General features: G+C 64.0%; 18 protein-coding genes and 1 pseudogene. 9 read left to right on the top strand and 10 right to left on the bottom strand.

The window, feature by feature from the left end:
• Window positions 1-9 precede the first annotated feature (9 nt).
• Window positions 10-2,469: a nitrite reductase large subunit NirB gene (gene nirB / locus Q0T48_RS06875; protein WP_295954231.1), complete on the bottom strand. Its 2,460-nt coding sequence runs from the start codon at window positions 2,467-2,469 to the stop codon at window positions 10-12.
• Between the two features lie 435 nt (window positions 2,470-2,904).
• Between nirB and Q0T48_RS06870 the strand changes: the two genes are divergently transcribed.
• From Q0T48_RS06870 to Q0T48_RS06840, 7 genes and pseudogenes are all read left to right on the top strand, one after another.
• A complete protein-coding gene (locus tag Q0T48_RS06870; RefSeq protein ID WP_295954229.1) occupies window positions 2,905-4,122 on the top strand; it encodes an ANTAR domain-containing protein in 1,218 nt (405 codons plus the stop codon).
• A gap of 4 nt (window positions 4,123-4,126) precedes the next feature.
• Window positions 4,127-5,878 (top strand): bifunctional protein-serine/threonine kinase/phosphatase, encoded by a 1,752-nt coding sequence (locus tag Q0T48_RS06865; protein ID WP_295954225.1) that lies wholly within the window; start codon window positions 4,127-4,129, stop codon window positions 5,876-5,878.
• 67 nt (window positions 5,879-5,945) lie between these two features.
• Window positions 5,946-6,326: pseudogene (locus tag Q0T48_RS06860) on the top strand (hypothetical protein); the annotation flags it as partial.
• Between the two features lie 122 nt (window positions 6,327-6,448).
• Window positions 6,449-6,922, top strand: a complete 474-nt coding sequence (locus tag Q0T48_RS06855; RefSeq protein ID WP_295954224.1) for an EVE domain-containing protein — start codon at window positions 6,449-6,451, stop codon at window positions 6,920-6,922.
• A 9-nt stretch (window positions 6,923-6,931) separates the two neighbouring features.
• Window positions 6,932-7,399: an effector binding domain-containing protein gene (locus Q0T48_RS06850; RefSeq protein WP_295954221.1), complete on the top strand. Its 468-nt coding sequence runs from the start codon at window positions 6,932-6,934 to the stop codon at window positions 7,397-7,399.
• A 75-nt stretch (window positions 7,400-7,474) separates the two neighbouring features.
• Window positions 7,475-8,161 carry a YafY family protein gene (locus Q0T48_RS06845; RefSeq protein WP_295954218.1) on the top strand — a complete coding sequence of 229 codons (687 nt, stop codon included), beginning with the start codon at window positions 7,475-7,477 and terminating at the stop codon, window positions 8,159-8,161.
• A gap of 280 nt (window positions 8,162-8,441) precedes the next feature.
• Window positions 8,442-11,633, top strand: coding sequence for an EAL domain-containing protein (locus Q0T48_RS06840; protein ID WP_295954216.1), 3,192 nt, complete (start codon window positions 8,442-8,444; stop codon window positions 11,631-11,633).
• 225 nt (window positions 11,634-11,858) lie between these two features.
• Here Q0T48_RS06840 and Q0T48_RS06835 read toward each other — a convergent pair whose 3' ends face one another.
• From Q0T48_RS06835 to Q0T48_RS06825, 3 genes are all read right to left on the bottom strand, one after another.
• Window positions 11,859-12,317, bottom strand: a complete 459-nt coding sequence (locus tag Q0T48_RS06835; RefSeq protein ID WP_295954213.1) for a chemotaxis protein CheX — start codon at window positions 12,315-12,317, stop codon at window positions 11,859-11,861.
• A 3-nt stretch (window positions 12,318-12,320) separates the two neighbouring features.
• Complete coding sequence (locus tag Q0T48_RS06830; protein ID WP_295954210.1) at window positions 12,321-12,692, bottom strand: response regulator; 372 nt, start codon at window positions 12,690-12,692, stop codon at window positions 12,321-12,323.
• A 140-nt stretch (window positions 12,693-12,832) separates the two neighbouring features.
• Entirely contained in the window at window positions 12,833-14,833 is a 2,001-nt protein-coding gene (locus Q0T48_RS06825) for an ATP-binding protein (protein WP_295954206.1), read from the bottom strand.
• A gap of 226 nt (window positions 14,834-15,059) precedes the next feature.
• Between Q0T48_RS06825 and ypfH the strand changes: the two genes are divergently transcribed.
• Window positions 15,060-15,734 (top strand): esterase, encoded by a 675-nt coding sequence (gene ypfH, locus Q0T48_RS06820; protein ID WP_295954203.1) that lies wholly within the window; start codon window positions 15,060-15,062, stop codon window positions 15,732-15,734.
• Window positions 15,735-15,737: 3 nt separating this feature from the next.
• On the opposite strand, the gene Q0T48_RS06815 is transcribed toward ypfH, so the two are convergent.
• From Q0T48_RS06815 to Q0T48_RS06795, 5 genes are all read right to left on the bottom strand, one after another.
• Window positions 15,738-16,574 (bottom strand): ABC transporter ATP-binding protein, encoded by an 837-nt coding sequence (locus Q0T48_RS06815; protein WP_295954200.1) that lies wholly within the window; start codon window positions 16,572-16,574, stop codon window positions 15,738-15,740.
• Window positions 16,571-17,503: a nitrate ABC transporter permease gene (ntrB, locus tag Q0T48_RS06810; protein WP_295954197.1), complete on the bottom strand. Its 933-nt coding sequence runs from the start codon at window positions 17,501-17,503 to the stop codon at window positions 16,571-16,573. The genes Q0T48_RS06815 and ntrB overlap by 4 nt, the downstream gene beginning before the upstream one ends.
• An 11-nt stretch (window positions 17,504-17,514) precedes the next feature.
• Complete coding sequence (locus tag Q0T48_RS06805; RefSeq protein WP_295954195.1) at window positions 17,515-18,759, bottom strand: CmpA/NrtA family ABC transporter substrate-binding protein; 1,245 nt, start codon at window positions 18,757-18,759, stop codon at window positions 17,515-17,517.
• Window positions 18,760-19,218: 459 nt separating this feature from the next.
• The gene (locus tag Q0T48_RS06800) at window positions 19,219-21,384 is read right to left on the bottom strand and encodes a bifunctional diguanylate cyclase/phosphodiesterase (RefSeq protein WP_295954193.1); all 2,166 of its coding nucleotides are present in this window, start codon (window positions 21,382-21,384) and stop codon (window positions 19,219-19,221) included.
• A gap of 200 nt (window positions 21,385-21,584) precedes the next feature.
• On the bottom strand, window positions 21,585-22,232 hold the full coding sequence (locus Q0T48_RS06795; RefSeq protein ID WP_295954190.1) for an ANTAR domain-containing protein: 648 nt from the start codon (window positions 22,230-22,232) through the stop codon (window positions 21,585-21,587).
• A 72-nt stretch (window positions 22,233-22,304) separates the two neighbouring features.
• Here Q0T48_RS06795 and tsaD point away from each other — a divergent pair, with 72 nt between their 5' ends.
• Entirely contained in the window at window positions 22,305-23,333 is a 1,029-nt protein-coding gene (gene tsaD / locus Q0T48_RS06790; protein ID WP_295954186.1) for a tRNA (adenosine(37)-N6)-threonylcarbamoyltransferase complex transferase subunit TsaD, read from the top strand.
• A 9-nt stretch (window positions 23,334-23,342) separates the two neighbouring features.
• Here the strand turns inward: tsaD and Q0T48_RS06785 are convergent, their stop codons facing one another.
• Window positions 23,343-23,699 (bottom strand): Hsp20/alpha crystallin family protein, encoded by a 357-nt coding sequence (locus Q0T48_RS06785; RefSeq protein WP_295954183.1) that lies wholly within the window; start codon window positions 23,697-23,699, stop codon window positions 23,343-23,345.
• Window positions 23,700-23,705: the final 6 nt, after the last annotated feature.

Below are 23,705 nucleotides of genomic sequence, written 5' to 3'. Positions count from 1 at the left end.
TTTATAAATTTAGGCGGGCAGGGCGGTGAACTGGCGCGTATCCACTTGCGCGTCCTGGAAGTCAAACCAGGGATCGGGCTCGCCATCCAGCGCAAACTGCAGGCGTTCCCACAGGGCTTTGCGGCCGGCGTGGTCTTCCAGAATGCGCTGCTTGATGTGCTCCATGCCGACCCGGGCCACGTAATGCACGGTGCGCTCCAGGTACCAGCCCTCTTGCCGGTACAGCTCGCAGAACGCGCCGGTGTATTCCAGCACTTCGGCCGAGGTTTTCACCTTCACCAGAAAGTGCGCCACCTCGGTCTTGATGCCGCCATTGCCCGCGACATACATCTCCCAGCCCGAATCCACGCCGATCACACCCACGTCCTTGATGCCCGATTCGGCGCAGTTGCGCGGGCAGCCCGACACCGCAAACTTCACCTTGTGCGGGGCGTACATGCGCCACATGGCACGCTCCATGTCCTTGCCCATTTGCGTGCTGTCTTGCGTGCCCATGCGGCACCACTCGGAGCCCACGCAGGTCTTCACCGTGCGCAGCGCCTTGGCGTAGGCGTGGCCGCTGGGCATGCCGATGTCTTTCCAGACGTTGACCAAATCCTCTTTCTTCACGCCCAGCAGGTCGATGCGCTGGCCGCCGGTGACCTTGACGGTGGGGATTTTGTACTTGTCCACCACGTCGGCAATGCGGCGCAGTTCGCTGGCGCTGGTCTCGCCGCCCCACATGCGCGGCACCACCGAATAGGTGCCGTCCTTCTGGATGTTGGCGTGGCTGCGTTCGTTGATGAAGCGGCTTTGCGGGTCGTCTTTGGCCTCTTTGGGCCAACTGCTGATCAGGTAGTAGTTGACGGCCGGGCGGCAGGTGGCGCAGCCGTTGGGGGTCTTCCAGCCCATGCTGTTGAACACCGTGGCGACGGTGAGAAATTTGTTTTTCACAATCGCATCGCGCACCGCCTGGTGGCCCTGCTCGGTGCAGGCGCAGATCGCTTTGGTCTTGGGCGTGGCCGAATAGTCGCCGCCCGCGGTGAACATCAAAATCTGCTCCACCAGACCGGTGCAGGAGCCGCAGGAGGCGCTGGCCTTGGTGTGCTTTTTCACCTCTTCCAGGGTGAACAGGCCTTTTTCCTTGATGGCCTTGCAGATGGTGCCCTTGTTCACGCCGTTGCAGCCGCAGACCTCGGCGCTGTCGGGCATGGTGGCGGCCTTGCTGTGGCCCTCGTGGCCGGTGTCGCCGATGTTCGATTCGCCAAACATCAGCCTGTCGCGCACCTCGCCGATGCTGCGGCCATCGCGCAGCAGCTTGAAGTAGTAGCTGCCGTCCACCGTGTCGCCGTACAGGCAGGCACCGATGAGCTTGTCGTCTTTCAGCACCAGCTTTTTGTAGACCCCGCCAAACGGGTCGCTCATGACGATTTCTTCTGTGCCTTCGCCGCCGGTGAAGTCGCCCGCGCTGAACAAGTCAATGCCGGTGACCTTCAGCTTGGTGGAGGTCAGCGAGCCCATGTAGCGGCCAATGCCGAACTCGGCCAGGTGGTTGGCCGCCACCTTGGCCTGCTCGAACAGCGGTGCCACCAGGCCGTAGGCAATGCCGCGGTGGGCTGCGCATTCGCCCACCGAGTAGATGCGGCCATCGGTGACGGTCTGCATGGTGTCGTTGACCACGATGCCGCGGTCGATGTGCAGGCGCATGCTGGCGGCCAGCTCGGTGTTGGGGCGGATGCCCACGGCCATCACCACCAGGTCGGTGGCAACCTGGGTGCCGTCCTTGAATTTGACGGCGGTGACCCGGCCTGGCGCACCGTCGATATCCGGTCCACCCAGCAGCTCTTGCGTGTGCGCGCCGAGCAGAAACTTGAGGCCGCGCTCTTCCAGCGACTTCTGCAGCAGCTTGCCCGCCACCGCGTCCAGCTGGCGGTCCATCAGCCAGGGGTTGGTGTGCACCACGGTGACTGTCATGCCGCGCAGCATCAGGCCGTTGGCCGCCTCCAGGCCCAGCAGGCCGCCGCCAATCACCACCGCGTTCTTGTACTGGGTGGCGGTGGCAATCATTTCGTTGGTGTCGGCAATGTCGCGGTAGGCGATCACGCCCTTCAGGTCCTTGCCGGGGATGGGCAGGATGAAGGGATTCGAGCCGGTGCACATCAGCAGGCGGTCGTATTCGGCCTCGACCACGCTGCCGTCGGGGGCTACCGCGCGCACCACGCGGTTCACACGGTCTACCTCGGTGACTTTTTTACCGGCGTGCAGGGTGATGTGGTTGTCGCTATACCACTCCCAGGAGTTCAGCACGATCTCGTCCAGCGTCTGCTCACCGGCCAGCACGGGCGACAGGAGGATGCGGTTGTAGTTGGGGTGCGGCTCGGCACCGAAGACCGTGATGTCGTACAGGTCGGGCGCCACCTTGAGCAGTTCTTCAATCGTTCGCACACCGGCCATGCCGTTGCCAACCATCACCAATTTGGATTTTTTCATCGAAGATACTCCAGAAATGCTTTGAAGTTGCAGTGCTAAACCGGGGGCCTTAGCGCAAGCTGTATGCCAAATCCAGAAAAATATCCAGGACCGGCGACGCTGCAGTGGCATAAAAAAACAAGAGTGAAAAATACGAATTTGCCGAAGCCAAATCGGAAAAATTGGCTTCAAGCCAGACATGCTGAAAAGCACATCCTTGGGAAACACATGCGTGCACACGGCGTTGTGTGCGGGCTCCGCTGCGCATTGGCGGCGGCTGGGCGCTTCGTTACGCCCGACGTAAACAATGCAAAACTTGTGCCATATGATTGGCCGCCTTCTGGTAGGCCCCCCGTGGATCTGCCGTGCGGCGGCCCGGGCTTCCAATTCCTCTCTAAGTGGTTGATTTGCATGACATCTGTGTTGTTTTTTGGGGCGAAACTGGGGAGTGGGGTGGTGCAGGCTGCCCACCTGCAAGCCGCCAGCCTGGACCTGCTGGGCGAGGTCACAGAGCGCAATAAGTTGGTGCACGGTGTGGTTCGGCATGCACCAGATGTGCTGGTCTGCGAGTTGGCCCGCCCGGATGCGGCCTTCTTCAAGCTTATCCAGACCCTGGCCGACACCGCCCCCTGTGCCGTGCTGCTGTTCACCATGGATGCCGATGCCGAGCACATCCAGAGCGGCGTGGCCAGCGGCGTGCACGCCTACATCGTCGATGGCTACGCCCCGCAGCGCCTGCGCGCGCTGGTGCAGCTGGCCCAGGCTCGCTTCCAGCACGAGCACGGCCTGCGCCAGGCGCTGCAAGATGCGACCACCCGCTTTGAAGAGCGCAAGGTGGTAGACCGCGCCAAAGGTATCCTGATGCGCGCCCGGCATCTGTCGGACGACGATGCCTTTCGCATCCTGCGCACCGCCTCCATGCACACCAACCAGCGCCTGGGCCAGGTGTCGCAAAGCATCGTCTATTCGGCCCTGTACGCCGATGGGGTGAACCGCGCCGGGCAGTTGCGCATGCTGTCGCAGCGCTTGGTCAAGCTGTATCTGCTGCAGCTGGCTGGGTGCCCACAGCGCACGTTGCTGCAAGAGTCCATCCAGCGCGTTGATGCCAATTTGGCGCTGCTGGGCAAAAGCCTGTCGCAAGCCACCTTTGGCGACCTGGTGGAGCGGGCAGGGCAGACCTGGGCCCGCTTGCAACAGGCCCTGCAAGCCCCGCCCAAGGCGGCCACTACCCAGGCCACCCAGGCCACCCAAGCCATCGACGCACTGGCCGAGCAGTTGCTGCAAGAAGCCGAACGCCTGACCGCTGCGCTGGAGAGCTCCGGCGGTGCCCCTCCGCTGCACATCCTCAACACCGCAGGCCGCCAGCGCATGCTGTGCCAGCGCTTTGCCAAATGCGCGCTGCTGGGGCCCACGGTTGCAGCCGCCATGGTCGAGGCCCAGCTTGCTTTTGAGCAGGCGCAAACCTACCTGCAGCAAGTCCCGCTGGGCACGCCCGAAATCCGCCGCCTGTTAGAGGCCGCCGCTTTGGGTTGGCAGCAGTTGCAGGCAGGCAGCGCTGAACTGCAGCGCCCGGCAGGCCTGGAGCGTCTGGCGCAGGCCAGCGAAGATTTACTCGACGTGTACGAGCAGCTGTCCAACCAATTTGAAACCAGCATGCAGATGCTGATGGGGTAGCCAGGTGGCATTCCAACTCGATATCGGTTTTACGTCGCTCGCAGGCACCAAGCCCGTCAACGAAGACTTTTGCGCCGCCATGCTGCCCGAGGCGGGCCAGGTGGACATGGGCTGCATCGTGGCCCTGGCCGATGGCGTGAGCACCGGCGGCATGGGCAAGGAGGCGGCGCAAACCACGGTGACCAGCCTGGTGCGCGACTACTACTGCACGCCCGAGACCTGGGACACCACGGTCGCGCTGGACCGCATCATCGGTGCGCAAAACGCCTGGCTGGCGGGCATCAACCGCCGCCGCAAACCGGCCCTGGGCCTGACCACGCTGACGGCCGTGGTGCTGCGCGGCCAGTCATATACGGTGGCCCATGTGGGCGATTCGCGCGCCTATCTGCTGCGCGGTGGCCTGTGCACCCAGTTGACCCACGACCACGTGCCCGACCACCCCGACCTGCGCCACCAGTTGCTGCGCTCAGTGGGTGTGGACGACCGGCTGGTGGTGGACTACTTTCAGGGCGACCTGCAGGTGGGCGATGTGTTTGTGCTGGTCACCGACGGCGTGCACGGCGTGCTGGACGATGCGCAGATGGCGTTGCTGGCCCGCGGGGATGATGCCAAAACCGCTGCCGAAACCTTGGTGCAGGCGGCCCTGAAAGCGGCCAGCCGCGACAACATCACCGCCATCGTGGTGCGCGTGCTGGGCCTGCTGGATGCCACGCTGGAAGACGAAAACCGCGCCGCCCGTGCGCTGCCCATCCCCGGCCCGTTCCGCGTGGGCGACCATCTCGACGGCCTGACCGTCACCGCCCCCGTGGCAGACAACGGCATCAACGTCGTCGTCCAAGTGCGCCACCCCGGCACCCAGACCCTGTACGCCCTCAAAACCCTGCACCCCAGCCGCGCCCACGACCCGCAAGAGCGCGCCATGCTGGCCCACGAAGCCTGGCTGGCCAAGCGCATGGGCTCCAGCCGCGCGGCCGAATACCTGGTGGCCTTGCACGACACGCACCCCGTCAACAGCACCACCGGCCAGGCCGCCAGCGCCTTCTACCTGCTGTACGACTGGCACGGCGGCGAAACCCTGCAGCAGATGCTGGACCGGCAGAATAAGTTCACCGTCCACCAGGCCGTCAGCGCGGCCCGCCAGGTGGCCCTGGCCCTGGGGCGGCTGCACCAGCAAAACGTCATCCACCGCGACATCAAACCCGCCAACCTGCACCAGGGCGAAGATGGCGTGCTGCGCCTGCTCGACCTGGGCGTGGCCCTGAGCGGCCGCGAGCCCGAAGCCATGCGCAAACTGCACGCGGGCACGCCCAGCTACGTGAATCCCGAGCAATGGGGCTTTAGTGCCTTCGGTGGCGACGCGGTAGAGGAACTGCCCACCACCCAAAGCGACCTGTTCGCCCTGGGCGTCACGCTGTACCAGCTGCTGACCCACAAGCTGCCTTATGGCGAAGTGCTGCCCTACCAGGTGGGCCGCTACTACCGCGACCCGATCCCGCCCAGCCGCCACAACCCCGAAATCCCCATCTGGCTGGACCACGTGGTGCAAAAAGCCGTGGCCCGCGACAAGCGCCTGCGCTTCGAGACCGGTGAAGAGTTTCTGCTGGCGCTCGAACGCGGCGCATCCCGCCCCTTGTCGGCCCCCGCCCCCTCGACACTGTTGCACCGCGACCCGACCTCGGTGTGGAAACTGGCCCTGGTGGTCTCGCTGCTGTTGAATTTCTTGCTGGTGTTCTGGCTGCTGTTCTTGCCGAAGTAAGGGTTTAAGCCTTTTCGGGCATTTGCGTAGGATCTACCTGCGCGAGTAGCTATGGTTATGGGAGCGTATGGGCCTGCCCTGGATGCCTACTGACACACCGTTGTCAGCAGCAGGCGGGCACCATGCAGGTCTTCTTCAACTGCACCGAAAGGCCCACCCCATGTCCAACCCCAACGCCCCCCTCAGCGCCATCAGCTGGTTCGAAATTCCCGTCACCGACATCGACCGCGCCCAGCCGTTTTACGAAACTGTTCTGGCCCAAACCCTGCACCGTGAAGTCTTCCCCATGGGCGGGCAGAGCTACACCCTGGCCATCTTCACCGCGCCGGACGAGGGCGTGAAAGGCTGCCTGCAAAGCGGGGCCGACACACCGAAAGCCAGCACCGACGGCACCCTGGTCTACCTGGACTGCTCGCCCAGCATCGACGCAGCCCTGGCCCGCGCCCAAACCCTGGATGCCAAGATGCTCAAACCCAAAACCGCGCTGCCGCCTGGCATGGGTTTCATCGCCCACAACAAGACCCGGACGGCAACCGCGTGGGCCTGCACTCCCTGGCCTGAGGATCCGCCATGGACCGTTTGCCCCAAAACTGGATTGCCGTGGCCAGTGCCCAGCATGCCCGGCGCGGCTGTGCGCCCAGCTTTGGTCCGGGCTACATGCAGGTTTGCCACGGCAAGGCTGCGCCGCTCAAGCGGGTGCGGGCGGGCGACCGGCTTGCCTACTACGCGCCCACGCTGACCATGGGCGGCAAGGACCGGCTGCAGTGCTTTGTGTCGATCGGCTTGGTGCTGCAAGGCGAGCCTTATAGTTTCGATATGGGTGGCGGCTTTGTGCCGTTTCGCAAGGACGTGGAGTACGTGGCAGCACGGGAGGCGTCCATCCTGCCGCTGGTGCCGCATTTCGAGTTTGTCGAGTCCCCACAGCGCTGGGGTTATAAATTCCGCTTTGGCTTGTTTGCCATCAGCGACCATGACATGCGGCTGATCGCCCAGGCCATGCAGGCCGATATGGGTTTGCTGCATTTAGACTCCGCCCCTCTTTGAAATGGCTTTATGACCCCTCACCTCATCCACCGCGACCAGCCCCTGCACCTGGCGGGCATCACCACCCGCACCACCAATGCGGTCGAGTTTTCACCCGCCACGGCCAAGATCGCGCCGCTGTGGCAGCGGTTTTTCTCGGAACGGGTGGCGCAGTCGGTGCACGGCTACACGCCGCAGTCGGCTTTGTACGGCGTGTACAGCGGCTATGCATCGGATGCCATGGGCGCGTTCGACCTGAGCGCTGCCGTGCTGGCCACCGAAGTGCCCGAGGGCCTGGATACCGTGACCGTGCCCGCCAGGCCCTACCTGGTGTTTGAGGCCCAGGGCCCTATGCCGGCCACCGTGATTGCGCTGTGGGCGGCGGTGTGGCAATACTTCCAGGGTGAACCTGCTTACGCGCGCCGCTATGCCAGCGACTTTGAGGAATACAGCGGGGAAGGGCGGATTGCCATCTCCATCGGTGTGATGCTGCCCTGAACTGAATTGCTATATTTTCAATAGCTGATGGCGTAGGTTCCATATGCGCTAGAGGCCTAAAAATTTTATAAAACCATGCGCCGTGCCGACCGCCTTTTTCATCTGGTGCAGTTGGTGCGTGGGCGGCGTTTGTCCACCGCCAGCTTTTTGGCAGAGCGGCTGGAGATCTCCGAGCGCACGGTGTACCGCGACGTGGCCGATTTGCAGCGCCAGGGCGTGCCCATCAAGGGCGAACCGGGCGTGGGCTACCGCTTTGGCGCGGGTTTCGAGCTGCCACCGCTGATGTTCAGCCAGGACGAGGCCAAGGCCTTGGTGGCGGCGGTGCGCCTGTCGCAGCCCTGGCTGGATGCACCGCTGGCTCTGGCGGCCGAGGATGCGCTGGGTAAGATGCTGTCCATCTTGCCACCCGCCGCCCGCGCCGCCGCCGAAAGCCTGGCCCTGTACGCGCCGCCCGCCAGCTACAACGGCCTGACGGCCCCGGTGCGCGCGCATCTACAGACCCTGCGCGAGGCCATCGGCCTGCGCCGCAAAATCCACATGGACTACTTTGACGCCAAGGAGGCCAGCAGCCAGCGCACGGTGCAGCCGCTGGGCTGTTTTTACTGGGGCCGCACCTGGACGCTGGTGGCCTGGTGCGAGGCGCGGAAGGATTTTCGCAGCTTCCGCGTGGACCGCATGCAGAGCGTGGCGGTGCTGGACACGCCGTTCCGCCCCGAGGCGGGCCGCACCCTGGCCGACTTTTTGCGTACGGTGGCGTGTTAGTGTGTTGCGTGGTGAGCTTTTAGGCCTGCTGCACTTTTAGGCGCTACTGGCGCAGGCGGCATCTGCGCTACAGGCCTCAATCTTTTGAAAATGGGAGGCTTGGCTGGATGCGCTGGTGGGGTCTCTGGCTGGGCCTGTGCGCGGCATGCGGTTACAGTTCGACTACGTCGATTCACATCGTAACTTCTTGAGGTTTTGAGTCCGCGGCCCATGCACTGGTTACCCAGGGCACAGGCTTGGTACTGACCGCACCCAACGGAGAGGTTTTGCATGGATTGGAATGTTGAGTAGAGATATTGCCGCGCTCCGGGTTTTTCCGTGGCGCTCGCTGAAAACCCGCATCACGTTGAGCACCCTGGCGATCTTTCTCGCGGGCATCTGGTCGCTGTCTTTCTACGCCAGCGATGTGCTGCGCGACGACATGACGGCCATGCTGGGCGAGCAGCAGGTGGCCGCCGTCAGCGCCGCCGCCGTGGCAGTGGACAGCGAACTGGACCAGCGCTTACGCCCCCTGGCCACCTTGGCCACCATGCTCACCCACACGTCGCCCGCGCAATGGGGCGTGCTGCAAAGCTACCTGGACACGCGCCCGGTGCTGGTCAGCCTGTTCAACGGCGGCTTCATTGTGTATGGCCTAGATGGTCTGCCCATGCATGCCGACGGGCTGCCTGTGGGTCTGGTGCCCGGCCCGCCGGTGGGGCAAGATGCCATCCAGGCGGCGTTACAACGGGGCGAGTCCAGCGTGGGCCACCCCAGTTTCTACCCCCCGTTGCAGGCCCCGGTGTTCCCGGTGGTGGTGCCCATCGTCGATGCCGAGGGCGCAGTGGCGGGCGTGCTGGTGGGGCTGACTAATCTGCACCGGCGCAACTTTCTGGACCGCATCACCGACAACCGCTACGCCAAAACCGGTGCCATTTTGTTCACTGCGCCGTTGTCGCGGAAAATCGTCACCGCCAGCGACAAAACCCGCATTCTGGAGGCCCTGCCCGCACCGGGTGCCGACCCGGTCACCGACTACATGCTGCAAGGCCACGAGGGCTTCAACCTCATGCACAACCGCGCGGGCATGGAGGTGATGGTGTCCAGCAAGCTCATTACCGAGTCGGGCTGGACAGTCGCTGCCGAGCTGCCCACCGACGTGGCTTTTGCGCCCATCCGCACCATGCAGCAGCGCATGCTGCTGGCCACGCTGGGGCTGACCCTGCTGGCCGGTGTGCTCACCTGGTGGATGCTGCGCCGCCAACTGGCGCCGATGCTGGAGGCCGTGCACACCCTGGCCCGCCTGGCCGACCCGGCCCAGCGCGAACTGCCCCTGCAGCCGCTGGCCATCCAGCAGCAGGACGAGGTGGGCGAGCTGATCGGCGGGCTCAACCACCTGCTGGCCACGCTGGGCCAGCGCGAACATGCCCTGCGCGACAGTGAGGAGCGCTTTCGTACCCTGGTGGAATGGTCGCCCGAGGCGGTGGTGGTGCACGTCAAAGACCGCATCGTCTATGCCAACCCGGCCGCGGTGCTGCTGTTTGGTGCCACCGCGCCCCAGGATCTGGTGGGGCGGCTGATGGCCGATCTGCTGCACCCCGAGTCGCTGGCGCTGGCCCACCAGCGCGCGCGCTACGTGGCCCAAAGCGGCCAGCGCGTCGGCTTGGTGGCTTTGCGCTTTTTCAAGCTGGATGGCACGCTGATCGACGTGGAAGTGCAGGGCACGCCGATCCAGTTTGACGGAGCCAAGGCGGTGCACACCGTGCTCAGCGACATCACCGGACGCAAGCTGGCCGAGATTGAGCTGCGCATCGCAGCCACAGCTTTCGAGTCGCAGCAGGGCATGCTGGTCACCGACGGCAACTGGCAAATTTTGCGGGTCAATCAGGCGTTTTGCGACATCACCGGCTATTCGGCGCAAGAGGCTGTGGGGCGTACCCCCTCGGACCTGTTGCGCTCGGGTCTGCACGATGCGGCTTTTTTTGAGGCCATGTTGGCCAGCCTGGAGCGCACTGGCACCTGGCAGGGCGAAATCTGGGACCGGCGCAAAAACGGCGAACTGTTTCCCGGCTGGTTTGCCGTTACCGCCATCAAGGACGAGCACGGCCAGGTGACCCATTACGTGGATACCTTTACCGACATCACCGACCGCAAGGCCGCCGAAGACCAGATCCAGAACCTGGCCTTTTTCGATCCGCTGACCGGCCTGCCCAACCGCCGCCTGCTGATGGACCGCCTGGCCCTGACCATGGCCAACCACGCCCGCGACAAACGCAGCGGTGCGCTGCTGTTTGTCGACCTGGACAACTTCAAAACCCTGAACGACAGCTACGGCCACCACATGGGCGACCTGCTGCTGCAAGAGGTGGCCAGGCGCCTGTCCACCTGCATCCGCAAGGGCGACACCGTGGCCCGGCTGGGCGGCGACGAGTTTGTGGTCATGCTGGAAGACCTGGGCCAGCTGCCGATGGAGGCCATCACCCATGCCGAGGCCGTGGGCGAAAAAATCCTGGCGGTGCTGAACCAGAACTTTCTGCTCGGCAATACCGTGCACCACAGCACGCCCAGCATCGGCATCACCCTGTTTGGCGAGATGGACGAGGGCATTGAAGAACCCCTCAAGCGCGCCGACCTGGCCATGTACCAGGCCAAGGGCGCTGGCCGCAACACCCTGCGGTTCTTCGACCCCCACATGCAGGCCGTGGTGACCGCCCGCGCCGCGCTGGAAATGGGCCTGCGCGAGGCGCTGCTGGGTAACCAGCTGCAGCTGTACTACCAGCCCCAGGTGGTGGGCGAATGCCAGCTGACCGGCGTGGAAGCTCTGGTGCGCTGGCAGCACCCCGAGCGCGGCATGATTCCCCCGGCCGAATTCATTCCGCTGGCCGAAGACACCGGGCTGATCCTGCCGCTGGGCCTGTGGGTGCTGGAAACCGCCTGTACCCAACTGGCCCGCTGGGCCTGCCAGCGCGCCTTGGCGCACCTCACGGTGGCCGTCAACGTCAGCCCGCGCCAGTTCCAGCAAAGCGACTTTGTCGACCAGGTGCTGGCCGTACTGGCCCGCACCGGTGCCCGCCCGCAGCGCCTGAAGCTGGAGCTGACCGAGAGCATGCTGGTCGCCAACATCGAAGGGGTGATCACCAAGATGGACGCGCTCAAGGCCGTGGGCGTGGGCTTCTCGCTGGACGACTTCGGCACCGGCTACTCGTCGCTGTCGCACCTCAAGCTGCTACCGCTGGACCAGTTGAAGACCGACCAGGGCTTTGTGCGCGACATCCTGACCGACCCCAACGATGCCGCCATCGCCAAAATGGTCATCGCCCTGGGCGACAGCCTGGGCCTGGCCGTGATGGCCGAAGGCGTAGAAACCGAAGCCCAGCGCCTGTTCCTGGCCCACCAGGGCTGCCACGCCTACCAGGGCTACCTGTTCAGCCAACCGCTGCCGATTGCGGAGTTTGAAGCGTTCGTAGGGACGATGGCGCGGATGCGGGGGTGAGTTAGATAGATGCTACAAAATAAAGAGCTACTACCGTAAACCATGTAAGCGCTAGAGGCATAAAAAGCATAAATCCATCACAAAGACACCCGTTCCAGAGACCGCGCGGATCTGGCTCCGCCAGGCCGCTGCTGTTGCCCCCTGCATGTCGCATCGGTTTTTGCAAACCGATGCGAGGGGGGTGGGCAAAAGATGCGAAGCACTGCAGCCTGGGGGTGCGCTTAATTACTCCCGCCGCTCCATATCCACCAGCACCAGCGCCGGTTGGTGGTTCCAGCGCAGGGTGATGGCGTAGGGGTGGAGGCGCACGGTGGGGTGCAGGTCGGCGCTACCCTGGCGGGTGGTGGGTACCGAAATTTTCAAGCCCTCGCCCAGCGCTTTGCGGGCATTGCCGGCCAGGGTGTTGGCGATTTCGCCGACGGCATCGAGCAGGTTGGCATCGCTGAAGTCGGTGGCGTGCTGCAGCACCAGCAGCTCGCGCAGCAAGGGGCTGGGCATGGAGACCAGCACCTGGCCGTGGTAGCTGCCCGAGAACTGCACGGTGCCGGTGAATTGGTGGCTGGGCACCGGGGCGGTGCCCAAAAAGGCCGAGGTGATCTGCGGTGTCTGGGCGGTGGTGGTGTCGAAGTAGCGGCGCACCGAGTCGACGAAGAGGCGGAGTTCGCTGTCGGACAGGGTCTGCATGGCTCAGTGCCCCTCCACCATGTCCAGCAACGCCAAACGCAGCTCGTCGTCGGTAAAAGGCTTGGCTACAAAGCCGCGTGCGCCGAGCTTCAGGGCGGCGATGGCGGTGGCTTTGTCGTTCAGCGCGCTGACCACCAGGATGCTGGTGTGGGGCAGCAGGCGCAGCATTTCGCGGATGCATTCCACGCCGTCCATCTCGGGCATGGTCAGGTCCATGGTGACCACGTCGGGCTGGGTGGCTTTGGCGATGCGCAGGGCCTCCACGCCGTTGCGGGCCAGGCCGACGAGCGCGATTTTGCCCAGACCACCGGCTTGCACGATCTTGCTGATGCGCGTGCGGATCATGTTGGAGTCGTCTACGACCAAAAGGCGCATATTTGGCTCACCCCCAGGCTGCAGTGCTGCGCATCTTTCGCCAACCCCCTTGCAGGGGGCAATACCAGTGGCCCGGCAAAGCCGGTTCCACGGTATTCCTGGAAGGCGTGCGTTCTGTCTGTTGCGTGGTGGGTGTCATTTCAAACTTCAAATCGAACCGTTATTTCTGTAAATTCCCCGGGCGTGGAGGCCAGCGTCAAGCGTCCGCCCAGGCGCTGCACGTTGGCCTGTACTACGTCCAATCCAATACCACGACCGGCATGTACATCGGCCGCGTCGGCGGTGGAAAAGCCGGGCTTGAAGATGTGGCCGATGATCTGGCGGTCGTCGAAGCTCTCCAGCTGCAGGGCGGTGTACCAGCCCAGTTCGAGCAGCTTTTGCCGCAGGCTGCTGGCGTTCAGGCCCCGGCCATCGTCCCGCACACGCAAGATCCATTCCGCACCGCTTTTGCCCAATTGCACTTCCAGCCGACCAGCGGCGGCCTTGCCGGAGGCCTGGCGGGTGGCGGGTGCCTCGATTCCGTGCACTACGGCGTTGCGGGCCAGCTGGGTGCTGATTTCGCGCACCAGATCGGCCGCATCGGCACCCAGCTCGCCGTGGTGGTCCATCTGCACCACGGGGGCAATGCGTTTGCCGAGGGCGCTGGCGGTGTCCAGGGACAGCCGGGTCAATGCGGCGTTCAGGCCGATGCCCGACAGACGGCTATTGCGCTGGATGCCCGCCAGGCTTTTCAGCGCCGCCATCCGGGTCAGCAGCGCCTCCAGCGGCAAGGGCAGGGCCAGCAGCGGGTCGCCGCTTATGTCGTCGAGGTTTTGGCCGCGGGCCAGCAGCAGGGCGGACTCGAAGGCATGTGCCTGGTGTACCAGCGAGTCCAGCCCCAGCGCGCCCGCGTCGCCTTTCAGGGCGTGGATGCGGCGGGCGGCCTGGTCCAGCGCATGCCGCAAGGCGGGCTTGCCCTGGGCACTGCCACGCAGCAGGTCGTTGATCTCCAGCAGGCTGGCCTCGGAGCGGGCGACAAACTGGCGCAGCAGGGCCGGGTCGGTCTCGCAGGCGGCCAGCAGCAGGGCCAGCTCTTTTTGCGAGCGCAGGCGTTCGGCCTGCAACTGGGTTTGCAGCAGGGTGCGGTCGGAAATGTCTTGCACCGTGACCAGCACGTGGTGGATGACCGCGCCTGCGCGCACCCGGTTAAACCGAAAGGCCAGAGTGCGGGGGACGGCCTGCCCGAGCCGGTTGGTGACCAGCGCGTGCACCTCCAGCAGCGGGTTGATGTCTTGCACCAGCGCCTCTTTGACGTGCGGGGCAAACAGCAGCGCCACGTAGTCTTGGGCATCCTGCAGGGCCTGGCCGTCCACCATGTGGGCCAGCAGGTCGAAGAAGCCTTCGCCAGGCTGCAGCGGGCGGCCAAACAGCACCTGGGCCGATTGCGATACCTGCGAGCCGAGCCGGAAGTCCGGGGTGATCAAAAACAGGCCTTCGCGCACGCTGGCCAGGATTTCGCGGTTCTCACGGGTCACCGCCTCCATGCCCGCGTCCAGGCGGCGCAGGCGGCGCAAAAACTTGAACAGGATGAAGGCAAAGTTCAGCAACGCCAGCACGATGCCCGCCGTCTGCACCTGGCGCAGGGTGGTGGCGCGCTGGGACGCGGTGGCTTCCAGCGCGCTGGTCAGGCGGTTCATCAGGGTCAGCAACTCCAGGTTGTGGGCCTGGGCGTAGGCGCTGGCGGCCTGTAAGGTAGCCGGGTTGGCCTGGCCGTTCAGTACCTGCGACAAGGCCTGCTGGAACGGTGTCCACAGGGCCTGGGCCTGTTGCAACGCCTGGACCGCTACCGGGCCTTCGGCGGCTTTTAAAAACACCGGCTGGCCGCCACCGCTGGGCAAGATGGCACCGTGCTGAAAGCCCTGCAGCGTCGCGTCGAACAGGCTGACGGCATCGCGCAGCTCGGCCAGGTCCTGGCTGGCCGACAAGCCTTTGGCGCGCGCCGACTCCACCGCCAGCAAGGCTTTGGCCGTGCGCTGCGACAGCATGCGCTGGCGGCCGGCCAGGTTGATGCTGCGCGCGTCCTCGCTGATTTGGTACGAAATGGCAAAGTTCAGCACCAGCACGCCCAGGTCAAACAGCAAGAACAGCGCTACCGCCAACACGATGCCTCGGTATTTTTCAGAAGAAAAAAGGCTGCTAGCGCTTGCTGTATCTGTAGATGTAGCTACGTTTTTGGTAGTGATGGGATGGATGAGAATGCGGGACATGCACAGAGCAGGCAAAAACAGGGCCAGCCCGCGGACCACCGGCTGCACCAGAAAGGGTCGGCCTGTACGCACCGTGGGCGGGTTTAACATGCTGGGCTGCCCATTTTTCTGAATCCACTCCATGCCCGCATCCCTTACCGTCCAAATGCCCGCCAGCGCGCCGCGCCAGTTGTTTTTGTTGTTCCATGGCGTGGGCGGCACGCCGCACAACCTGGTACCGCTGGGCCAGCGGCTGGCGCTGGATTTCCCGCAGGCGGCGGTGGTCTGCGTGGCCGGACCGGATGTGTCAGACCTGGGCGCTGGATTCCAATGGTTCTCGGTGCAGGGCATCAGCGAGGACAACCGGGCACAGCGCATTGCCGACACCATGCCGCGCTTTGTAGCGACCGTGCGCGGCTGGCAGCAACGCACCGGGTTGACGGATGCCGAGACGGCGCTGGTCGGTTTTTCGCAGGGCGCCATCATGGCGCTGGAAGCCACGCAGCTAGGGGAGTCGCTGGCGGGCCGCGTGGTGGCGCTGTCGGGGCGGTTTGCCCAACTGCCGCAGCAGGCATCGGCCACCACCACGCTGCACTTCATCCATGGCAAGAACGACGAGGTTGTGCCCTACGGCCACACTGTCGCCGCCGCCGAGCGGCTGGTGCGCCTGGGCGGCGACATCACGGCCGATGTGATTCCCTTCCTGGGGCATGCGGTCAATGAGGCGGTGGTGGAGCTGCTGGTTGAACGGCTGAAGGGCCATATCCCCAAGCGCATCTGGGCGCAGGCCGAGCAGAGCGCCCTACCGCAATCCTGAAGCTCAGGCCGTGATCTTCTCGACGTGCGCCTGGCGGGTGTACAGGAAGTCGATCACCGCCTTGCGGTAGCCCTGGTAGTTGCTGCTCTCGGCCAGTTCCACGCGGTTGCGCGGGCGGGGCAGGTCCACGCTGAGCACCTCGCCGATGGTGGCGGCGGGTCCATTGGTCAGCATCACGATCTTGTCGGACAGCAGCACGGCTTCGTCCACGTCGTGGGTCACCATCACCACCGTGCTCTGGGTTTTTTGCACGATGGCCAGCAGCTCGTCCTGCAGCTTGGCGCGGGTCAGTGCATCCAGCGCGCCGAAGGGCTCGTCCATCAGCAAGACCTTGGGCTCCATGCTCAGGGCGCGGGCAATGCCCACGCGCTGCTTCATGCCACCCGAGATTTCGCCAGGGCGTTTTTGCGCCGCGGCGGTCAGGCCCACCAGGGCCAGCACCGCGTCGGTGCGGGCTTTGAGCTGGGCCTTGTTTTCCGACGCTGCGCCAGTGGATTTATTGGCCGCGCCGAAGACGCGCTCTACCGCCAAATACACGTTCTCGTAGCAAGTCAGCCAGGGCAGCAGCGAGTGGTTCTGGAACACCACGGCGCGCTCGGGGCCGGGGCCCTTGATCTCGCGGTTGGCGCACAGCAGCGTGCCGTTGGTGGGTTCGGTCAGGCCGGCAATCAGGTTCAGCAGGGTGGACTTGCCGCAGCCCGAGTGGCCGATCAGCGCCACAAACTCGCCCTTGGCAATGGTCAGGTTCACGTCGCGCAGGGCGGGGAAGATGCCCTTGGCGGTCTTGAAGGTCTGCTCCACGCCCTGGATTTCGATGTACTTGGTGTTCAGGGAGCTCATGACTTCACCTCTTCAAAAGTAAATGCGGTTGCGAGTTTGATCAGCGCGTATTCCAGCATCAGGCCGACGATGCCGATGACGAAGATGGCGATGATGATGTTCTTGACGTTCAGGTTGTTCCACTCGTCCCAGACCCAGAAGCCGATGCCCACGCCGCCGGTCAGCATCTCGGCGGCCACGATCACCAGCCAGGCGGTGCCCACGGCCAGGCGCACGCCGGTCAGCATGTAGGGCAGCACGGCGGGGAACAGGATCTTGGTGACGATCTTCCATTCGCTCAGGTTCAGCACGCGGGCCACGTTCATGTAGTCCTGCGGCACGCGCTGCACGCCCACCGCGGTGTTGATGACCATGGGCCAGATCGAGCAGATGAAGATGGTCCAGATGGCCGCCGGGTTTGCACCTTTGAACACCATCAGGCCGATCGGCAGCCAAGCCAGGGGCGACACCGGGCGCAGCAGGCTGATCAGCGGGTTGAACATGCGGCCCAGGAACTCAAACCGGCCGATCGCAAAGCCCGCCGGAATGCCCACCAGCGCCGCCAGACCAAAGCCCAGCGCCACGCGCTGCAGCGATGCCAGCACGTTCCAGCCCACGCCCTGGTCGTTCGGGCCCTTGCGGTAGAACGGGTCGCTGAACAGCACTACGGCCTGCTGGAAGGTGTCGTAGGGCGAGGGGATGTTGCTGGCGGTGGTGATGGACACAATCGCCCAGATGCCGATCAGCAGGCCCAGGCCCAGGATGGGCGGCACCACCTGGCGCCAGAAGCCGCGCCAGTCAAAAGGTATTTTGGGGGTCGCCATTTTTACGTCTTTCAGGGTACTAGCGCTTGTATCCATTGTGGCGGTAGCTATCATTTTTGGAGCAAGCGGACTGTCGGCGGCATCCAACGATGCACCGCGCGGGGAATGGAATACGGCACTGACCATGGGGTTCTCCTTCAGGCGTGGACTTTGAAGCTGTCGGCGTACTTTTTAGGGTCTTTGCCGTCCCACACCACGCCGTCCATCAGCTTGCTGCTGCGCATGTCGCTTTTGGGCAGGGGCGTGTTGCTGGCGGCGGCGGCCTGCTTGTAGATGTCGATCTGGTTGATCTGCTTGGCCACGGCCAAGTAGTCGGGGTGGTCTTTCAGCAGGCCCCAGCGTTTTTGCTGGGTCAGGAACCACATGCCGTCGGAAAGGTAGGGGAAGTTGACCGTGCCTTCGTTGTAGAACTTCATGTAGTTCGGGTCGTCCCAGGTCTTGCCCAGGCCGTTTTGGTAGCGGCCCAGAATGCGCTGGTTGATGGCATCCACGCTGGTGTTCACGTAGCTCTTGTCGGCGATGGTTTCGGCCATCTTGTTCTTGTTGGCCAGGCCGGAGTCGATCCAGCGGCCAGCTTCCAGGATGGCGGCGGTGACAGCGCGGCAGGTGTTGGGGTTCTTCTTGACGAACTCGGCGGTGGTACCCAGCACCTTTTCGGGGTGGTCCTTCCAGATGTCTTGGGTGGTGGCGGCGGTGATGCCGATGCCGTCGATGATGGCGCGGTGGTTCCAGGGCTCGCCCACGCAGTAGCCGTCCATATTGCCGACGCGCATGTTGGCCACCATTTGCGGTGGCGGCACGGTGATGACCTTGGCATCTTTGATCGGGTCAATGCCGTTGGCGGCCATCCAGTAGTACAGCCACATGGCGTGGGTGCCGGTGGGGAATGTCTGGGCGAAGGTGTATTCGCGCTTCTCGGCGGCCATCAGCTTGGCTAGGCCGGGGCCATCGACCGCGCCTTTTTCAGCCAGCTTTTTGCTCAGTGTGATGGCCTGGCCGTTCTGGTTCAGGGTCATCAGCACGGCCATGTCTTTCTTGGGGCCGCTTTCACCCATGTGCACGCCATAGACCAGGCCGTACAGGGCGTGGGCAAAGTCCAGCTCGCCGTTGACCAGCTTGTCGCGCACACCGGCCCAGCTGGCTTCCTTGCTGGGGATAATTTTCACGCCATATTTTTTGTCGATGCCCAGCACCGAGGCCATCACCACGCTGGCGCAGTCGGTCAGGGGGATGAAGCCGATTTTGACTTCTTCTTTTTCGGGTTTGTCGGACCCGGCGGCGTACACCAGGGCGCGCAGGGCAGGGCTGACACCCACGGCACCCACGGCGGCGGTTTGCAGCACCGAGCGGCGGCTGAGTTTGGTTTTCAAGAGATCGGTCATCAAAGGGCTCCCATAAAAGAAATTTCAAGTAAGGCACCTATCCAGGCCCCAAGCAACGCAGTGAACAAGCCTTCCAGAAACACCGCAGAACTGGCTTTGCCAGGCTGCTGGTGTTGCCCCCTGCAAGGGGGTTGGCGGAAAGCGCTTGCGCTGCAGCCTGGGGGTGAGCAATACCCCAGAACGGAAAAAGGCGTCCTCACCGCGCAGCGCGCTGCAAATTGCAGCCTCTAACGGGTGGGGACGCCTTTGTCCGAATACGTGGCGCTTCGCACCCGCCATTGGGTGCTAGCTGCCATGGGACCATCGGTGGTCTTGCTTCTGTTATGCAAGCACCGTGCCAGCAACTTTACAATCTGCGTGCTATTGAATAAATAGCTGCTAGTGCAGGTGAATACTGCGCTAGCGGCCTATTTTATTTGTAAGTAAAGGTTTTGCACTGTTTGTGTGCGGTGCACCATTTCAGCGGCTGGGGTGTTTCACGGTAGGCGCGCGGATGAAGCCACCGTCTTGCGCCAGCAGTTGGCAAAAGGCGGTGTTGGCCATCGGCTTGGCCAGCAGGTAGCCCTGGAATTCGTCGCAGCCCTGGCCGCGCAGCAGGTCGAACTGGGCCTGGTTTTCCACACCTTCGGCGACCACGGTTTTACGCAGGTTCTGGCACAGCCCGACCATGGCGCGGGCGATCATGGCTACGTCGTCATCGAACTCGATGTCGGTGATCAAAGAGCGGTCGATCTTCACCGTGTCCAGCGGCAGATGGCGCAGGTACGACAGGCTGGAGTAGCCGGTGCCAAAGTCGTCCATCGCCACCCGAAACCCCTGCGCCTTGAAGGCATTGAGCACACTGATAGCGCGTGCGCTGTCGTCCAGGAACACGCCTTCGGTGATCTCCAACTCCACGCGCTCGGGCGGCAGGCCGCTGTCGCGCACCAGCGCGGCCACGCGCAGCACCAGGTCGTCGGCCAAGAACAGCCGGGCCGACAGGTTGACGGCGATCACCAGGTGCGCGCCTTGCGGCCCGTCCCACAGCGCGGCGGCGGCAAAGGCCTGGCGCAAGATCACGTCGGTCAGCTCGCCAATCAGCCCGGTTTCCTCGGCAATCGGGATGAAGCGGTCAGGCCCCACCATGCCGATGCTGCCGCTGTGCCAGCGGGCCAGGGCTTCCACGCCCACGATGCGCCGGTGCTGGTCTACCTTGGGCTGGTAGGCCACGGAAAATTCGTTTTGCTCCAGCCCCACGCGCATGGCGGTGGCCAGGTCGAGCCGCTCGTCGGCCACCTTGTTCAGCTCGGGGGTGAAAAACTGGAAGTTGTTGCGGCCGCGCTCCTTGGCGGCGTACATGGCTACGTCGGCGTGCTTGAGCAGGCTTTGCGCGTCCTCGCCGTCCTGCGGGTACAGAGCCACGCCCATGCTGGCACCTACCTGGAACTCGCGCCCCAGCAGGCTCACCGGCTGGTTGATCTGCTTGAGCACGCGCTGCAGGTGCGAGATGACGCTGTTGGCGCGGAAGTGTTCGTTCAGCAGTAGCACAAATTCGTCGCCGCTGTGGCGCGACACGGTGTCGCTGGCGCGCACGCAGTTGCGCATGCGCTGGGCAATCTCGACCAGCAGCTGGTCGCCCGCGTCGTGGCCCAGGCTGTCGTTGATCAGCTTGAAGTGGTCTAGGTCGATGAACACCACGGCCAAAAAATGGCCCATGCGCTCGGCGTGGGCAATGGCCGGGCCGATGCGGTCGCGCAGCAGGTTGCGGTTGGCCAGGCCGGTCAGGCCGTCGTAGTTGGCTTGGCGCTCCAGCTGTTTGCGCTGGCTGCGGCGCTCGGTAATGTCTTGCACTGTGCCTTCGAAGCAGATGAAGCCGCCCTGGGCATCGCGCACGCTGTGGGCGTTTTCCGAGATCCAGATGGTGCTGCCGTCGCGCCGGTAGACCTCGGACTCGAAGTTGCGCACCTCGCCGTGCGCCGCCATCAGCTTTTGGAAGCGCTCGCGCCGCTGCGGCTGCACGTACAGGCGGCGGTCGATGTCGGACAGGTCGGTAATCAGCTCCTCGGCAGAAGCGTAGCCGTACAGCCGGGCCAGCGCCGGGTTGGCCGACAGATAGCGGCCTTCTTGTGAGGTCTGAAAGATGCCTTCGCGCGCGTGCTCAAAGATTTGCCGGTAGCGGGCCTCGGCATGGGCCAGCGCCTCCAGGGTCACAAAGCCCTCGGTCACGTCTTCGATAAAGCCCTCCAGCACCTGCTGCTCGCCTTCGTCGATCACCATCACGCCTTGCTCCTTGACGCGGCGCACGGCCCCACTGCGGGTTTGGATGGCGTAGTGCACGGTGAAGCGCTGCTCGGCGGCCGCGGCGGCCAGAATCTCGGCCCGCACGCGGCTACGATCGTCCGGGTGGGTGATGCGCTCCCAGGACACGGTCTGGTTGTCGATCAGTTCCAACGCCTGGTAGCCGGTGAGCTTGTAGCAGCCCTGGCTGACGAAGCGGATGGTCCAGTGTGCGTCCGGCAGGCAGCGGTAGGCCATGCCTTCCAGGTTGTTGACCAGAGTGTCGAGGACCTTGTGCAGATTGACCGACCTTGCCAGCAGGGGGCTGGAGTGGTGCGAGCGGGCAACGGGGGCGGGGGCGAATTCCATTTCCAGGGGGGCGGGCGACAGAGACTGCATAAAAAAGGTCGAGAACAAGAATGGGCATGGCCACCCTGGAGTGGAACATTCTTGCTATGAAATAAGTAGCTGCTGGTGCAGTCAGTTACTGCGCTAGAGCCTTATTTTATTTCAAAAGATTATTGAAGACAAAATTGTGCACCGATTGTGTGCGCTGTACTATTTGCGGTTTATCCCAGCAGGTCGGCCACGTCGAGGATGCGCTGGGCCACATCCACCAGTTTCAGGCTCTTGTCCATGGCGGCTTTGCGCAGGCGATCGTAAGCCTCTTGCTCGGACAGGCCCTGGCGCTGCATCAGCAGGCCCTTGGCGCGGTCGATCACCTTGCGGTTGTGCAGCTCGGTCTTGTGGCCGTCCAGCTCTTGGCGGGTGTCGGCCAGCTCTTTGCGCAAGGCCTGTTCGTGCTCGAAGCGGGCCATGGCCACGTCCAAGATGGGGCGGATGCGGGCGGCTGACAGCCCGGCCACGATGTAGGCCGACACGCCCGCAGCCACCGCGTCCTTGACGTGCGAGGTGTCGTCGTCGTTGGTAAACATGACGATGGGGCGGCGCGTGGTGCGGGTGGCCATCACCACGTGCTCCAGCGCGTCGCGGGCTTCGCTTTCGGCATCGACAATCACCATGTCGGGTTGCAACTGGGCCAGGCGTTCGGTCAGGTACACGTCGGCAGGTAGGCTGGCAACCAGGTTGTAGCCGTTTTCCAGCAGACCAATGCGCAGCGCCCGCGAGCGCTCGGCCTGCAGCAGCGCGGCATCGTCCTGGGGGTCCAGTACGTCCAGATCGGGGGCAATCACTACGATGCGTAGAGCTTCATTCATGGGTAAAAACCCGCAAGATTCGCGCCAAGATGGTGCAGCCTACACTTGCGGACAGACTGATTAGGAACGCTTGTGTTGGTATTAGGTATTGAATCATCGTGTGACGAAACCGGAATTGCGCTGGTGCGCGCCGACGGCCCGGCTTTGCCCGTGCTGCTGGCGCACGCCCTGCACAGCCAGATTGAAATGCACCAGGCCTACGGCGGCGTGGTGCCCGAGCTGGCCAGCCGCGACCACATCCGCCGCGTGCTGCCGTTGACCCGCCAGGTGCTGATTGAAGCCGCCCACACCCTACAAGACGTGGACGTGGTGGCCTACACCCGCGGCCCTGGTTTGGCGGGCGCGCTGCTGGTGGGTGCAGGCGTAGCCTGTGCGCTGGGTGCCGCCTTGGGTAAACCGGTTCTGGGTGTGCACCATCTGGAAGGGCATTTGCTGTCGCCGTTCTTGAGCGAGGACCCGCCGGAGTTTCCGTTCGTGGCGCTGCTGGTGTCGGGCGGCCACACCCAGTTGATGCGGGTGGACGGCGTGGGCCGCTACGAGATGCTGGGCGAAACCATCGACGACGCGGCGGGCGAGGCATTCGACAAATCCGCCAAGCTGATGGGCTTGGGCTACCCTGGCGGCCCGGCCTTGTCGCGCCTGGCAGAGCAGGGCGATCCGGCGGCCTTCAAGCTGCCACGGCCCCTGCTGCACAGCGGCAATCTGGATTTTTCGTTTGCCGGTTTGAAAACGGCAGTGATGACACAGGCCAAGAAACTGGGCGACGACCTGGAAGCGCGCAAAGCCGACTTGGCCGCCAGCACCCAGGCGGCGATTGTCGAAGTGCTGTTGAAGAAATCGATGACGGCCCTGCAACGTACCGGCCTGCGCAGGCTGGTGGTGGCGGGCGGGGTGGGGGCCAATAAGTCCCTGCGCAACCAGCTGAATGCCGTCTGCGCCAAGGGCGGTATCCGCGTGCACTACCCCGAGCTGCATTTATGCACCGACAACGGCGCGATGATCGCCATGGCCGGTGCCATGCGCTTGCAGTCGGGCCTGCAGGCACCCACGCGGGCTTACGCTTTTGACGTGAAGCCGCGTTGGCCCTTGGACTCGCTGTAATGACCCGGTTTAGTTGATGGTCAGGTTGGAGACGTTGCTGACCGGAGCCTTCTTGGCTAGCTTCAAGGTCAATACACCGTTCTCCAGCCGTGCATCGCTGGCTGACACGTCGATGTCTTGCGGCAACTCGTAAGCGGCCTTGTAGCTGCGCGGTGCATCGGGTTGGCTTTCAATGCGCACGACACTGCCTTCGATGCCGATGGACAACTGCTCTTTGGCAATGCCGGGCACGTCGAACTGCAGGCTGTAGGCGTGTTCGTCCTGGGTGATGCGGTAGCCCGCAGAGCGCTTTTTGTCGAGCAAGTGGTGCAGGGCGCGCAGGTTGTTGTGGCGGGCAAAAGCGGGGTGGGTAGCTGCGATAAACATGGTGGA

This window comes from Rhodoferax sp. (assembly GCF_025354435.1).
Lineage (GTDB): Bacteria > Pseudomonadota > Gammaproteobacteria > Burkholderiales > Burkholderiaceae_C > Rhodoferax_B.
Note: the sequence above shows the minus strand (reverse complement) of the source record. Positions and strands in the feature narration are given on the sequence as shown.

Bases quoted from the DNA above. Each gene is read 5' to 3' on its own strand.
- Q0T48_RS06785 (WP_295954183.1), bottom strand. From the start codon at position 23,699: ATGTTTATCGCAGCTACCCACCCCGCTTTTGCCCGCCACAACAACCTG.
- Q0T48_RS06795 (WP_295954190.1), bottom strand. From the start codon at position 22,232: ATGAATGAAGCTCTACGCATCGTAGTGATTGCCCCCGATCTGGACGTA.
- ntrB (WP_295954197.1), bottom strand. From the start codon at position 17,503: ATGGTCAGTGCCGTATTCCATTCCCCGCGCGGTGCATCGTTGGATGCC.
- Q0T48_RS06815 (WP_295954200.1), bottom strand. From the start codon at position 16,574: ATGAGCTCCCTGAACACCAAGTACATCGAAATCCAGGGCGTGGAGCAG.
- nirB (WP_295954231.1), bottom strand. From the start codon at position 2,469: ATGAAAAAATCCAAATTGGTGATGGTTGGCAACGGCATGGCCGGTGTG.
- Q0T48_RS06845 (WP_295954218.1), top strand. From the start codon at position 7,475: ATGCGCCGTGCCGACCGCCTTTTTCATCTGGTGCAGTTGGTGCGTGGG.
- Q0T48_RS06835 (WP_295954213.1), bottom strand. From the start codon at position 12,317: ATGCAGACCCTGTCCGACAGCGAACTCCGCCTCTTCGTCGACTCGGTG.
- ypfH (WP_295954203.1), top strand. From the start codon at position 15,060: ATGCCCGCATCCCTTACCGTCCAAATGCCCGCCAGCGCGCCGCGCCAG.
- Q0T48_RS06800 (WP_295954193.1), bottom strand. From the start codon at position 21,384: ATGGAATTCGCCCCCGCCCCCGTTGCCCGCTCGCACCACTCCAGCCCC.
- Q0T48_RS06855 (WP_295954224.1), top strand. From the start codon at position 6,449: ATGGACCGTTTGCCCCAAAACTGGATTGCCGTGGCCAGTGCCCAGCAT.
- Q0T48_RS06830 (WP_295954210.1), bottom strand. From the start codon at position 12,692: ATGCGCCTTTTGGTCGTAGACGACTCCAACATGATCCGCACGCGCATC.
- Q0T48_RS06850 (WP_295954221.1), top strand. From the start codon at position 6,932: ATGACCCCTCACCTCATCCACCGCGACCAGCCCCTGCACCTGGCGGGC.
- Q0T48_RS06805 (WP_295954195.1), bottom strand. From the start codon at position 18,759: ATGACCGATCTCTTGAAAACCAAACTCAGCCGCCGCTCGGTGCTGCAA.
- Q0T48_RS06840 (WP_295954216.1), top strand. From the start codon at position 8,442: ATGTTGAGTAGAGATATTGCCGCGCTCCGGGTTTTTCCGTGGCGCTCG.